The 12,347-nt window shown below is 69.3% G+C and carries 8 protein-coding genes; 1 reads left to right on the top strand and 7 read right to left on the bottom strand.

Annotated elements, in window-relative coordinates:
• Window positions 1–85: 85 nt before the first annotated feature.
• From ACWC21_RS22945 to ngcE, 4 genes are all read right to left on the bottom strand, one after another.
• On the bottom strand, window positions 86–1,285 hold the full coding sequence (locus ACWC21_RS22945; RefSeq protein WP_450884658.1) for an ROK family transcriptional regulator: 1,200 nt from the start codon (window positions 1,283–1,285) through the stop codon (window positions 86–88).
• Between the two features lie 398 nt (window positions 1,286–1,683).
• A complete protein-coding gene (locus ACWC21_RS22940; protein WP_450884657.1) occupies window positions 1,684–2,634 on the bottom strand; it encodes a carbohydrate ABC transporter permease in 951 nt (316 codons plus the stop codon).
• A 4-nt stretch (window positions 2,635–2,638) separates the two neighbouring features.
• A complete protein-coding gene (locus ACWC21_RS22935; protein WP_450884656.1) occupies window positions 2,639–3,565 on the bottom strand; it encodes a carbohydrate ABC transporter permease in 927 nt (308 codons plus the stop codon).
• A gap of 48 nt (window positions 3,566–3,613) precedes the next feature.
• Entirely contained in the window at window positions 3,614–5,065 is a 1,452-nt protein-coding gene (gene ngcE, locus ACWC21_RS22930) for an N-acetylglucosamine/diacetylchitobiose ABC transporter substrate-binding protein (RefSeq protein ID WP_450884655.1), read from the bottom strand.
• 361 nt (window positions 5,066–5,426) lie between these two features.
• Here ngcE and ACWC21_RS22925 point away from each other — a divergent pair, with 361 nt between their 5' ends.
• Complete coding sequence (locus tag ACWC21_RS22925) at window positions 5,427–9,230, top strand: GH92 family glycosyl hydrolase (RefSeq protein WP_450884654.1); 3,804 nt, start codon at window positions 5,427–5,429, stop codon at window positions 9,228–9,230.
• A gap of 225 nt (window positions 9,231–9,455) precedes the next feature.
• Here the strand turns inward: ACWC21_RS22925 and ACWC21_RS22920 are convergent, their stop codons facing one another.
• From ACWC21_RS22920 to ACWC21_RS22910, 3 genes are all read right to left on the bottom strand, one after another.
• Entirely contained in the window at window positions 9,456–10,574 is a 1,119-nt protein-coding gene (locus ACWC21_RS22920) for a lytic polysaccharide monooxygenase auxiliary activity family 9 protein (RefSeq protein WP_450884653.1), read from the bottom strand.
• Between the two features lie 317 nt (window positions 10,575–10,891).
• Window positions 10,892–11,329, bottom strand: a complete 438-nt coding sequence (locus tag ACWC21_RS22915; protein ID WP_450884652.1) for a nuclear transport factor 2 family protein — start codon at window positions 11,327–11,329, stop codon at window positions 10,892–10,894.
• A 44-nt stretch (window positions 11,330–11,373) separates the two neighbouring features.
• A complete protein-coding gene (locus ACWC21_RS22910; protein ID WP_450884651.1) occupies window positions 11,374–12,294 on the bottom strand; it encodes a zinc-binding dehydrogenase in 921 nt (306 codons plus the stop codon).
• Window positions 12,295–12,347: the final 53 nt, after the last annotated feature.

Here is a 12,347-nt window from a genome sequence, read left to right as displayed (position 1 = left end):
CCGAGGTGGCTGGAAGTCAACTCGGCCACACGTGCGACGTCAAGAAGTAAATACTTAACGAGATGGCAACGGCGTCATTCGTTCTCTAAGTGAAGGCGGGTGCGGCGACCGCCGGAGTGCCGTCCAAAAGGGTTGAATCACCCATCTCACTGAGGGCGAGAGCGAGTGCCCCGAGCACCTCCGCGCGGCCTCCGAGGGCCCCTGGGAGCACGGAGAGCTGGCGTGCGGCGCTGGGGATGGCGTAGCGCCCGACGGACTCCCTGATCGGCCCCAGGACGAGTTCTCCGGCCTCGGCCAGGTCGCCGCCGAGGACCACCCGGCTCGGGTTGAGCAGGTTGCAGAGGTTGGCCACTCCGCTGCCCACATGGCGGCCTACGTCGCCGATCACCCGGCGGCAGCCGGGGTCGCCGTCCCGTGCCAGCCGTACGACGCCCTCGAGCGTCAGGTCGGTGCCGTGGCTGGACCACAGGAGCGGGAGCACGTAGCGCGCGGCGGCGAAGGTCTCCAGGCAGCCGCGGTTCCCGCAGCGGCAGACCGGCCCGGCCTCGTCGAGCGTGATGTGCCCGATCTCGCCCGCCGTGCCCCCCGGGCCGCGGTAGATCTTCCCGTTGATCACCAGGCCCGCGCCGACACCGCTGGCGACCTTGATGTAAGCAAGATCACGAACACCCCGCCCGCTGCCCCAGACCAGTTCGCCCAGGGCGCCGAGGTTGGCGTCGTTGTCCACGTGCACGGGGACGCCGAGGCGGGCCCTGAGCTCCTCGGCCGGGCGGGCTCCGGTCCAGCCCGGCAGGATGGCGGTCGAGCCGAGCGTCCCGGACTCGACGTCGATCGGACCGGGTACACCGACGCCGACTCCGGCGATCTTGGACCGGTCGACGCCGGTCGCCTCGACCAGACGGTTGACCAGCACCTCCGCCCGGTCGAAGCCCTGGGTCGCGGAGGCGTCGACGTCCAGCGGCTCGGACTCCTCGGCCAGCACCTGGTGCGCGAGGTTCCCGATCGCGACGCGCAGGTGGGTGTGCCCGAAGTCGACGCCGATGACGATGCCGGCGTCACCGCTCAGCGAGACGCTGCGGGCCCGCCGGCCGCCGGCCGAGGTGGGTGTGACCTCGACCGTGCCGCCGTCCTTCAGTTCCCGCACGATGTTGGAGACCGTCGCGGCGGACAGGCCGGTCGTCCGCGCGATCTCGGCCTGCGTGAGCGACCCGGCGAGCCGTACCGCGCGTACGACCCGTTCCAGGTTGGCTCGGTGCAGTGACGACTGCGACCCCGGAGTCTCCATCGACCCATCCACTCCCGCCATCGGCCGGGCGGCCCCTGCGCCGCCCGTGACCCAGGTCACAACCGCGGAACCGGGCCACTTACAAGTTATGAACTCCAAGCTGTGCTGTAGGGGTTACCGCAGTCAAGTCCTTGACGGAAATCGCTCTCGCATGTTCCGTTCCGCCCGACACCCCGTCCGGGTCTGCGCACGCCACTCCCGAGCAGGGCGGCAGTGCCGGACGACGGGGTTCCGGCAGCCGTGCCGGGGGCCGGGAGCGGGAACTTCTCGGGGCGCCGGAGAGCCGGCGGGACCGTTCAGACGCGGAATGATCGCGGAATGGTCCGGAGCCGCCCGGCGGGAGGGCGGGCGGCCGCGTGCGAATCTGCTTCTGCGAAGGCGGGTGCCGCCTCCGCGCGCTACTTCAGAGCCCCCGCCGTGAGCCCCGCGACCACCTGACGCTGGAACACGATGTACGCGGCGAGCACCGGCAGCATCGCCATCACCAGTCCCGCGAACAGACCGGACCAGTCACCCTTGTAGCCCTGGCTGACGGCGAGCTGGACCAGGCCCTGGGTGAGGACGTGCTTGTCGGGGTCGGTGTTGAGGACCGTGGGGAGCATGTACTGGTTCCACTGGCCCAGGAAGTTGAAGATGCCGACGCTGATCAGGCCGGGCTTGGCCATCGGCAGCATGATCTGGAAGAACGTGCGGGAGTGGGAGGCGCCGTCGACGAAGGCCGCCTCCGCCACCGAGGTCGGCAGGGTGCGGAAGAACGCAGTCAGGAAGAACACCGTGAACGGCAGCGAGTAGGCGATGTAGACCAGGATCAGGCCGTGGATGGTGTTCAGCAGGCCCATGTTGTTCACGACGTAGAACAGCGGGACCAGCGCCAGCATGACCGGGAAGCTCATGCCGCCGATGAACAGGTAGTAGATGAAGCGGTTGCCGGGGAAGTCGAAGCGGGCCAGGACGTAGGCGGCCATGGAGCCGAGGACCAGCGTGCCGATGAGCGAACCGCCGACCACGAGGACGGTGTTGAGGAAGTAGTCGCTCATGTTGGCGTCGGTCCACGCCCGCGCCCAGTTGTCGAAGTGCAGCCTGTCCGGGAGCGACCAGGGCGAGCCGAAGATGGAGCTGTCGTCCTTGAAGGACGTCATCACCGCCCACAGCAGCGGCATGACCACCATGATCGCCCAGATGACCAGGATGCCGTGCGAGAAGACGTTGAGGACGCCGCCCTCCTTCTTCCGCCCCGGCCGCGCTCCGGCCGGCAGGTCCACCTTCACCACGGGGACACCGGACCCGGCGGGCGCGGGGGCGGGGGTCTCGGGAGTGCCGGGGGTCTCGGGAGATTCCGTCGTCTTCATCTGCTCAGAACTCCAGCCGCTCGCGACGGCCCAGCCGCATCACGACCGCGGCGAAGGCCAGCGTGACGACGAGCAGGGCGACGCCGATGGTGGTGGCGTAGGCGGCCTGACCGTCCCGGAACGCCTTCTGGTACACGTACAGGACCAGCACGGTGGTCGAGTAGTCGGGGCCGCCCGGCCCGGTCGTCATGATCTGCACGACCGCGAAGGACTCGGCGCCCAGGGCGAGGATGCCCATGTAGACCCAGCCGGACTGCACGGTGTCCCACAGCAGCGGCAGGGTGATGCGGAAGAAGGTGGTGGCGCGGCCGGCTCCGTCCAGCAGCGCGGCCTCGTACAGGTCCGCCGGGATGGAGGCCATGCCCGCCGAGAACAGGACGACGAAGAAGCCGACCGTGGACCAGACGAGCACCGCCATCACGCACCACAGGGCCAGGTTCGGGTCGCCGAGCCACAGCGGCTGGACGTGGCCGAGGCCGATCCCCCGCAGCAGCGAGTTGAGCGCGCCGCTGTCGGGGTTGTACGCGAAGGCGAACAGCAGGGAGACGATCGCGATCGACAGCACCTGCGGGAAGAAATAGACGATCTTGTAGAAGGAGGAGCCCCGGACCCCGGAGATCACCGGGCCGCCCCTCCTCCTGCGCCCGCCCACATTGATCATGAAGGCGAAGAACAGCGCCAGGCTGATCGTCACCAGCGGCAGCACGACCGCGAACATCAAGCTGTGCTGCAAGGACTTCCAGAAGATCTCGTCGCTGAGCATCCTCTTGTAGTTGTCCAGGCCGACCATCTTGAACTCGGGGCTCAGACCGGTCCAGTCCGTGAACGAGTAGTAGATGGACTGGATGAACGGCCAGACCACGAAGAGCGCGTACAGTCCCAGGGGGAGCGCCAGGAACCCCACGATGAACCGGTACTTGCCGTGCTGCATCGCCACTCCGGTGCCGATATGGAATACGGGCTGTATGGGCCGTACGGGTTACTGGTGCTTGTAGTGCTTGATCGTCGAATCCTTGGCGGCCGCGTCGGCGAAGCCCTGGATCTTCTTGATGGTCTCGGCCGGGGTGGCCCTTCCGGCCATCATCTCGCCGAGACCGGCCACCCCGATCTGCTCCTTCTGCAGCTGGACGTACCAGTCCTGGATACGCGGATTCACCACATTGTCACCCGCCTTCTGCAGCGCGGCGACGCCCGACTTCAGGCCAGGGGTGAGGGTGATCCCGGAGGTGCCGCCGTTGTAGGCGGTCAGCGACTTCACCTTGGCCGTGAAGTTCTTCGAGGAGGCCTCACTGAGCATGATGCGCAGCTGCTCCATGCCGCCCTCCGGGTTCGCGGCCTTCGCCGGGACGACGAAGGGCTCGCCACCGGAGGCCCAGATGGTGCCGAAGGGCATCTTGTCGGAGGAGTCGATGCCGGTGGGCGCGGAGACGGCGAGGTCGAAGTCCTTGGGGATGACGTTCGCCGACTCGTTCTCCACCCAGGAGCCGTTCGGGATGAACAGCGCCTTGCCCTTGGCCCACGCGGTCTGCGACTGGATGTGGTCCAGGCCCGGGGTGCCCTGCAGGATGTACCCCTTCTTGTAGAGCTCGTAGTACGCCTCGAAGCAGGCCTTGACGGCCGGGTGCTTCCAGGCGTTCGGCTCGAGGTTGTCGATGGCGTCGAGCACCTCACGGCCGCCGACCTTGCCGATCATCGGGTACAGCGAGAAGGGGATGTAGTACGGGTACTTCCCCGCGTAGGTCCAGCCCGCCATGCCCTTCTTCTTGGCCTTGGCGCACACCGCGAGCATCTGGTCCCAGGTCTCGGGGTACTTCTCGTCCAGCGAGTCCAGGGCCTTCTGGGAGTACCAGACGCCGTAGACGGTGTAGGCGTAGTACAGGATCCAGACCGGCTGTCCGTCGAACTGGCCCATCTCCACGATGCCGGGGCGCAGCGTGTCACGGACCTTCTTGTCCGGGTCGTCGTACGACGGGGCGTCCAGCAGCGGGGTGAGGTCGGCCAGCTGCTTCTTGCCGACCAGGACACCCATGTCCATCTGCTCGGCGCCGGAGTTGTCGATGAGGTCGGGCGGGGTGCCCTGGTTGAAGCGGGGCTGGAGGGTGGACTGGATCTTCTGGGTGGCGGAGAACTTCACCTTCGCCTTCGGGAAGTCCTTCTGGTAGATCTTCACGGCGTCCTGGGCGTATTCCTTGCCGAAGCCGCCGTCGAACAGGACGAATTCCATCGGGGCGGTGTCGTTGACGCCGAGCGGGTTCTTGCCGGTCTTCTTGCCCGTCTTGGCCTTGTCCTGACCGCCGCCGCCACTGCTGGCGCACGCGGACAGGAATCCCGCCACCGGGACGCCCATGAGGCCGAGTGCGGCCGACCGCTTGATCAGGTCGCGGCGGCCGACACCGCCGGCACCGTGGTTCGCTGCGGAAGTGGATCCCATGCTCAAGTCCTCGCCTTCTCCAGGACTCAGGCGGTGAACCGGATCCTCCCCGGCACCGCGGTCGGGTAGCGCTGGGTCGTGCAGGAAACGCCGAGTACTGCAGGAAACGCCGACAGGTATAGTCCACTCCTCACCGGCGGAGCAAGATCGAGGGCAGGGTTGGCCATGGGTCTTATCCGAGTTGAGACCTCGCGGAAATACGAGCCCCCTGCGTGTTCCGTGCGGGAGAATTCCCTGCCATTAGGCCTGAATGCCACACTCAACGGCCTTGACATCACCGGCCACTTGACCACCTACTGGTTCCTGCGCCCACAGTTGACAACGTTGTCCGGATGACCGGGCGCAGGGAGGGTTTCCGTAGATGCAGCGGAGAACTCGGTACAGATGGGGTCCGGCGGCCGTCCTCACGGCCGCCTTCGTCATGGCGGTGGGCTCACCGGGAGCCGCGGTCGCGCTGCCCGCCGGGACGCCCGCCGCCGACCGGGAGTTCGCGTCCTCGTTCGAACCGGGCGATCCCGCTCCGGACTGGCTGAACACCGTGGACACCGGACCGGACGGCGCCGAGCGCGCCTCGGGTGTCGACGGCGGCTACAGCACCGGCATCCCGGGCAATGTGACCGACCATGTCACGGATGTGCGGGCCGGCGGCGAGAACGCGGGCGCGGGCGAGGTGAAGGAGAACCTCGTCGACGGCGAGCCCGGCACCAAGTGGCTGACCTTCGAGAACACCGGCTGGGTCGAGTTCGATCTGGACAAACCCCTGAAAATCCTGACATATGCCCTCACCTCGGCCAATGACTTCGCCGAACGCGACCCTCAGGACTGGACCCTGCGGGGTTCCGCCGACGGCAAGGACTGGAAGACCGTCGACACCCGCTCCGGCGAGTCCTTCTCCGAACGGTTCCGGACGAAGTCCTACGACCTCGCCGAGCCGGCCGAGTACCAGCACTTCCGGCTGGAGATCACGAAGAACGCCGGCGCCCCGGACATCGTGCAGCTCGCCGATGTGCAGTTCTCCACGGGCGGCGGGGGCGGCCCGGTCCCGCAGGACATGCTCTCGCTGGTCGACCGGGGACCGAGCGGCTCGCCGACCGCGAAGGCCCGCGCCGGGTTCACCGGAAAGCGGGCACTGCGTTACGCTGGACGCCACACGGCGGCCGGGCGGGCGTACTCGTACAACAAGATCTTCGACGTGAACGTCGCGGTCGGCCCCGACACCCGGTTGTCGTACCGCCTCTTCCCCTCGATGGCCGACGGCGACCGCGACTACGACGCCACCAACGTCTCCGTGGACCTCGCGTTCACCGACGGCACCTATCTGAGCGACCTCGGCGCGAGCGACCAGCACGGCTTCCCCCTGTCGCCGCGGGGGCAGGGCGCGGCCAAGGTGCTGTACGTCAACCAGTGGAACGACGTGGTCTCACGGATCGGGTCGGTCGCGGCGGGCAAGACGGTCGACCGCGTACTGCTGGCCTACGACTCCCCGGCCGGGCCGGCGAAGTTCCGCGGCTGGCTGGACGACGTGGTGATGGCACCGGCGGCCCCCGCGAAGCCCCGGGCCCATCTGTCCGACTACGCGCTGACCACGCGCGGCACCAACTCCAGCGGCAGTTTCTCCCGCGGCAACGACTTCCCGGCGACCGCGCTCCCGCACGGTTTCAACTTCTGGACGCCGGTGACCAACGCGTCCTCGCTGAGCTGGCTGTACGAGTACGCGCGGGCCAACGACGACGACAACCTGCCGACGATCCAGGCGTTCAGCGCGAGTCATGAGCCGAGCCCCTGGATGGGTGACCGGCAGACCTTCCAGCTGATGCCGTCCGCCGCCCCGGGCACCCCGGACACCGGACGCGAGGCACGGGCGCTGCCCTTCCGGCACGAGAACGAGACCGCACGGCCGTACTACTACGGGGTGCGGTTCGAGAACGGGCTGAAGGCGGAGATGACGCCGACGGATCACGCGGCGGTGCTGCGCTTCACCTATCCGGGCGCGGACGCGAGCGTGCTCTTCGACAACGTCACCGAGCAGGCGGGCCTCACCCTGGACGAGGAGCACGGGACCGTCACCGGCTACTCCGACGTCAAGTCGGGCCTGTCGACGGGTGCGACGCGGCTGTTCGTGTACGGCGAGTTCGACCAGCCGGTCACGGACGGCGCCGTGAGCGGGGTCAAGGGCTATCTGCGCTTCGCCGCCGGCGCCGACCGCACGGTCACCCTGCGCCTGGCGACCTCGCTGATCAGCACCGACCAGGCGAAGGACAACCTGCGCCAGGAGATCCCGGACGGCACCTCCTTCGACACGGTCAGGGCGCGCGCCCGGCGGACCTGGGACGGGCTGCTCGGCCGGGTCGAGGTGGAGGGTGCGACCCCCGAGCAGCTGACCACCCTCTACTCGGGCCTGTACCGGCTGTACCTCTACCCCAACTCCGGCTTCGAGGAGGTCGGCGGCCGGAGCGAGTACGCCTCCCCCTTCTCCCCCATGCCGGGTCCGGACACCCCGACGCACACCGGCGCGAAGATCGTGGACGGCACGGTCTACGTCAACAACGGCTTCTGGGACACCTACCGCACGACCTGGCCGGCGTACTCCCTGCTGACACCGTCCCAGGCGGGCAGGATGGTCGACGGCTTCGTCCAGCAGTACAAGGACGGCGGCTGGACCTCCCGCTGGTCCTCCCCCGGGTACGCCGACCTGATGACCGGCACCTCCTCGGACGTGGCCTTCGCCGACGCCTACGTCAAGGGCGTGCACTTCGACGCGAGGACGGCGTACGACGCGGCCCTGAAGAACGCGACCGTCGTGCCGCCGATGCCGGGCGTGGGCCGCAAGGGCATGATCACCTCGCCCTTCCTCGGCTACACCGGCACCGACACGCCCGAGGGCCTGTCGTGGGCGATGGAGGGGTACGTCAACGACTACGGCATCGCGCGGATGGGCGAGGCCCTGTACCGGAAGACCGGCGAGCGGCACTACGAGGAGGAGTCGCAGTACTTCCTCAACCGCGCCCGGGACTACGTCGACCTCTTCGACCCCGAGGCCGGTTTCTTCCAGGGCCGCGACGCGCAGGGCCACTGGCGGGTCGACTCCGCCAAGTACGACCCGCGCGTGTGGGGTTACGACTACACCGAGACCAACGGCTGGGGCTATGCCTTCACCGTTCCGCAGGACGGCCGGGGCCTGGCCAACCTCTACGGCGGCCGTGACGCGCTCGCCGACAGACTCGACCAGTACTTCGCCACCCCGGAGACGGCCTCCCCCGACTTCGTGGGCTCCTACGGCGGTGTCATCCACGAGATGACCGAGGCCCGGGACGTACGCATGGGCATGTACGGCCACTCCAACCAGGTCGCACACCACGTGATCTACATGTACGACGCGGCCGGCCAGCCCTGGAAGGCGCAGGCCGCCGTCCGCGAGGCACTGTCCCGCCTCTACACGGGCAGCGAGATCGGGCAGGGCTACCACGGGGACGAGGACAACGGCGAGCAGTCGGGCTGGTACCTCTTCTCCGCGCTCGGCTTCTACCCGCTGGTGATGGGCAGCGGTGAGTACGCCATCGGCTCCCCGCTGTTCACGAAGGCGACCGTCCACCTGGAGAACGGCCGGGACCTGGTGGTGCGGGCGCCCCGCAACAGCGCCGGGAACGTCTACGTGCAGGGCCTGACCGTCAACGGCCGGCCCTGGACCTCGACGTCCCTGCCCCACTCCCTGCTCGCCAAGGGCGCGGTCCTGGACTTCCACATGGGCTCCCGGCCGTCCACCTGGGGTTCGGGCCGGAACGCGGCCCCGGTGTCCATCACCCGGGACGACAAGGTCCCGACTCCCCGCGCGGACGTCCTGCAGGGCGACGGCCCGCTGTTCGACAACACCTCGTCGACGGACGCGACGGTCACCTCGGTGGCGCTGCCGGCCAGGGGCGCGGTCGAGCCGCTCCAGTACACCCTGACCTCGTCCGCGGACCGCACCAGCGCTCCGGCCGGCTGGACCCTGCAGGGCTCCACCGACGGCAGCCACTGGGAGACCCTGGACCACCGCTCGCGTGAAGCCTTCCGGTGGGACCACCAGACCCGGGCCTTCACGATCGCCTCGCCGGGCACCTACCGGGAGTACCGGCTGGTGCTCGACCGGGAGTCGACGCTGGCGGAGGTGGAACTGCTGGCCTGACCGGTGGGCCCCGGGCCCGCCCGTGTCCGGCGGGCCCGGGGCGTGCGCGTGTCCGGCGGGCCCGGGGCGTGCGCGTGTCCGGCGGGCCCGGAGCGTGCGCGTGTCCGGCGGGCCCGGGGCGTGCGCGTGTCCGGCGGGCCCGGAGCGTGCGCGTGTCCGGCGGGCCCGGAGCGTGCGCGTGTCCGGCGGGCCCCTCCCCTTTCGGGGCCCGCCCGGAGGGGTGGTTCAGCCGACCTGGCAGGGCAGGGTCGTCGTGGTGTCACCGCCGGAGCCCTGGACGACGTATCCGAACGTCGTACTCTGCCCCGGACTCAACGAGCCGTTCCAGTCGACGTTGTGGACCATCACGTCCTGTCCGCTGTACGTCGCGCTGCCGTTCCACAGGCTGGCCACCGACTGCCCACTCGGCAGCGACCAGTCGACCATCCAGCCGAGCATCGGCACGTCACCGCTGTTGGTGACGGTCACCTCGGACTGGTAGCCGTTCGCCCAGCTGCCGGTGGTCTTGCGGGTGGCCGTGCAGGTGCCGGGCGGGGGCTCGGACGGGTTGCCCGGGTCGTGGATACCCGTGACCTCGCCGTGGCCGCCGTCGAAGACGACGTCGGAGCAGGAGTAGAAGGTCTCCGTGCTGTCCGAGCGCTTCCACACCATGTAGATGATGTGGCGTCCCGTCTTGTCGGACGGCAGCTTCCCGGTCCAGGAGTAGTTGGCGTCGACCGTGCCCGGGCTGCCGTTGAGCGGCGGGTGGTCCACGGTGAGGAACGGCTGGTCCTCCATCTCGTCCCAGGTGAGCGGCTTGGTCGGGTCGTAGCCGTCCTTGGTGACGTAGACGTAGAACCAACCGGGGTGCGCAGCCCAGGCGTTGTACGAGAAGTCGACGGTCGCGCCCGCGGTGAGGTGGGTGACCGGCCAGTCGGCGCGGGCGGCGTTGAAGCCGGTGAAGTTGGGGTTGCCGCCGCTGCACAGCTGGCCGTCCGGCACGAAGCCGCGGGTGCGGCCGGCGCCGTCCGAGCGCAGCACGGAGAACCAGTTGTAGAAGGGCGTGGTGCCGCTGACCTGCTGGGCCGCCTTGCAGGCGGGGTTGACGGGCTTGATCTCACCGGTACTGGTGAGTGCGTCCTGCCAGCACAGGAAGGTACGGCTGCCCGGTTTCATCGGCGTCCCGTGCGCCTCCGCCCGCCCGCCGGCGGCGAGGATGAGACCGAGGGCGGGGATGGTGGTCAGGAGGGCCAGGAGGACCAGGAAGAGGGCGCTCCGGCGGGTGGGGTGGGGTAACCGGGGACGCTCCGCGCGGGCGTTCGAGGGTGGTGGGGACGGAGGGGATGGTGGGGACGTCGTAGGCATGACACATCTACCTCTGGGTTGACGGCCGTGCGAGGGTCTGCGAGTGCGTGGGGGGCTGGGCGAGGCGGGAGCGAACCCGGCGGCGGGTTCCGGTCCGACGATGGGAGCGCTCCCACCCCACTTGCTTGGGAAGTTAGCCGCTGGGAGGCGATATGTAAACGGTGGTGCGGGGTGGAGTCCGCATCGGCCGTCGGGTGACGCACCGAAGCCGGGATCCGGACTTCTTGATCGCCCCGGGCCTGCCGGCCAGGGCCGGTCCGGCGGATCAGGTCGCAGGAGAACACGTACGGAGAACCACCACGGCGTACGGGGGTGGCTCACTCGGTGCCGGTCGACCGGTGGGTGTCGTGGTCCGGGAAGAGGGTCGCGGCCACGTGCCGGGTGTCGGCGTATTCCACGACGGAGGCGATCTTGCCGTCGCGCACCGTGTAGATGCCGATGCAGCGGTTGTCGTAGGTGCCGCCGTACACGGTCCTGGCCTTGGCGGTCCATTCGGCCACCACGCGGTCGCCCTCGGCGATCGTGCCGACCAGTTCGATCTCCAGGGTGCCGGGGACGAAGACCGTTCCCATGTTGCCGAGGAACTCGTCGACGATCTCGTCGCGCCCTCGCCACACCCTGGAGACGGGCAGGTCGCCCGGGTAGTGCCAGGTCGCGTCTGCGGAGAAGCTGTCGTGGATGACGTCGGCGTCGCCGTCACGTACGGCCTCGACGTAGCGGACGACGACGGCCCTGGGGTCGTGGTTGATGGTCACGGTCTTGCTCCTTCGGTCCAGGGGTGGTTGAGGACGGGGACGGTTCAGGAAAGGGTGAGGACGGCCTTGCCGCGGACGCGACGGTCGCGCAGGTCGGTCAGGGTCGTCGCCGTGTCGGCCCAGTCCGTGACGCGGCCGATCTCGGGGTGCAGTCGGCCTTCGGCGGTCAGCCGGACGAGCGCCACCAGATCGTCGTCGAGGCGGCTGTCGGCGTCGAGGTAGTGGAAGTGGCGGATGACGGCCGACTCGGGCCCGGTGAAGAAGTCGAAGAAGTCGAGCGTCACCGGTGTGCGGCTGGCCTGCCCGAACCAGATGAGCGTGCCCCGCCTGGCGAGCCGTGCGAGCGCGAGGGGGAGGGCCCGGCCTCCGGTCGACTCCAGCACGATGTCGTACGGACCTCGGGCGTCGCCCACGTCGTGGACGATCTCGGCGGCACCGAGTGCGGCAAGTCGGGCGCCGCGTTCCGCGTCCCGGGTGACGGCGGTGACCTGGGCCCCGGCGGCGGCCGCGAGCTCGGTGACGAAGTGGCCCACACCCCCGGAGGCACCGGTCAGCAGGACCCGCCGGCCCGGCACCGGTCCGGCGGCACGCAGCAGCCGCAGCGCGGTGAGCCCGGCCAGCGGCAGCGCGGCGCCCTCGAGCACGGAGACACTGTCCGGCAGTTCGGCCAGCGCGTCGGTCGGCACCGCCACGCACTCCGCCCAGCCGCCCGACATGGGGTGGCCGACGACCCGAGTGATTCCGGACGGTCCGCTGCCGTCGGCGGCCGGCTGCACGACCAGGCCCGCGATGTCCTTGCCGGGACGCTCGCCGGGGACGGGCTTCTCCAGCTTGAACGTCTCCCCCCGGTTGACCGAGAACGCCTCGACCTTCACCAGCGCCTCGTCGGGGCGGGGCGTCGGCTCGGCGACATCGGCGAGGACGACCGGCTCGGCGGGATCTCCGGTCGGTACGAAAGCTTTCATCGTGCTCATCCCTTCGGTGGCCTGCCGTCGGGACCATCCGACCGGGTGGAGTG

The organism is Streptomyces sp. NPDC001348 (assembly GCF_053597535.1).
The sequence above is the reverse complement of the archived record's forward strand: the minus strand, read 5'-3'. Positions and strand labels throughout refer to the sequence as shown.

Bases quoted from the DNA above. Each gene is read 5' to 3' on its own strand.
- ACWC21_RS22940 (WP_450884657.1), bottom strand. From the start codon at position 2,634: ATGAAGACGACGGAATCTCCCGAGACCCCCGGCACTCCCGAGACCCCC.
- ACWC21_RS22910 (WP_450884651.1), bottom strand. From the start codon at position 12,294: ATGAAAGCTTTCGTACCGACCGGAGATCCCGCCGAGCCGGTCGTCCTC.
- ACWC21_RS22945 (WP_450884658.1), bottom strand. From the start codon at position 1,285: ATGGAGACTCCGGGGTCGCAGTCGTCACTGCACCGAGCCAACCTGGAA.
- ACWC21_RS22925 (WP_450884654.1), top strand. From the start codon at position 5,427: ATGCAGCGGAGAACTCGGTACAGATGGGGTCCGGCGGCCGTCCTCACG.
- ngcE (WP_450884655.1), bottom strand. From the start codon at position 5,065: ATGGGATCCACTTCCGCAGCGAACCACGGTGCCGGCGGTGTCGGCCGC.
- ACWC21_RS22920 (WP_450884653.1), bottom strand. From the start codon at position 10,574: ATGCCTACGACGTCCCCACCATCCCCTCCGTCCCCACCACCCTCGAAC.
- ACWC21_RS22935 (WP_450884656.1), bottom strand. From the start codon at position 3,565: ATGCAGCACGGCAAGTACCGGTTCATCGTGGGGTTCCTGGCGCTCCCC.